We start from the raw sequence: 903 nt of genomic DNA on the forward strand, positions 1-903 counted from the left end.
GGGTCCTTGCAGAAAGATCCTCTTGTGGCACGGTGGTAGGTGTATGTGACTCCGTGTTTGTGTGGGGTGTGTCCATGGCACGGCGGAAGCCGTGGGAAGTCAGTGACGAGTTGTGGGCGGTGATCGAGCCGCTGCTGCCGAAGCATGAGCGGCGGTTCCGGTATCCGGGGCGCAGGCGGATCGATGACCGCAAGACGCTGCAGGGTGTGCTGTTCGTCCTGTACACCGGGGTCCAGTGGGAGTTCCTGCCACAGGAGTTGGGGTTCGGTTCTGGTCCTACCTGCTGGCGGCGGCTGGCCGAGTGGCAGCAGGCCGGGGTGTGGGAGGACCTCCAGCGGGTGCTGCTGGACCGGCTTCGGGCGGCGGACCGCCTGGACTTCTCCCGTGCCACGATCGACGCCTCGCACGTGCAGGCCAAGCGGGGGCGAAGCAGCCCAAAAGTCGGTCCGAGCCCGGTTGACCGCGCACGGCCGGGCTCGAAGCATCATGTGTTGACCGACGCCCGCGGCACCCCGCTGCGGGTGTCACACACCGGTGGACACCGCAACGACATCACCCAGCTCCTGCCGCTGGTCGACGGGCTGCCGCCGGTACGCGGCAAGCGGGGCCGACCCCGGCGCAAGCCTCGCACCTTATACGCCGACCGAGGCTACGACCACGACGTCTACCGCCGTCGGCTGCGCGAGCGCGGCATCACACCGAAGATCGCCCGGCGCGGCGAGCCGCACGGCTCGGGCCTGGGGCGCGTCCGGTGGGTCGCCGAGTCCGCCATCGCCTGGCACCACGGCCCCCGCCGCTTACGGACCCGCTGGGAAACACGCGACGACATGCACGACGCCTTCCTCCAGCTCGCCCACTGCATGACCCTCGCCCGCAAGCATCCGGCTTTCTGAAAGGACCCCT

At 69.1% G+C, this 903-nt stretch carries 1 protein-coding gene; it reads left to right on the forward strand.

The features are described 5' to 3' along the window. Positions 1-74: 74 nt before the first annotated feature. A complete protein-coding gene (locus AC3ETA_RS47765; protein ID WP_432199169.1) occupies positions 75-893 on the forward strand; it encodes an IS5 family transposase in 819 nt (272 codons plus the stop codon). Positions 894-903: the final 10 nt, after the last annotated feature.

Source organism: Streptomyces sp. bgisy027, from assembly GCF_057710365.1.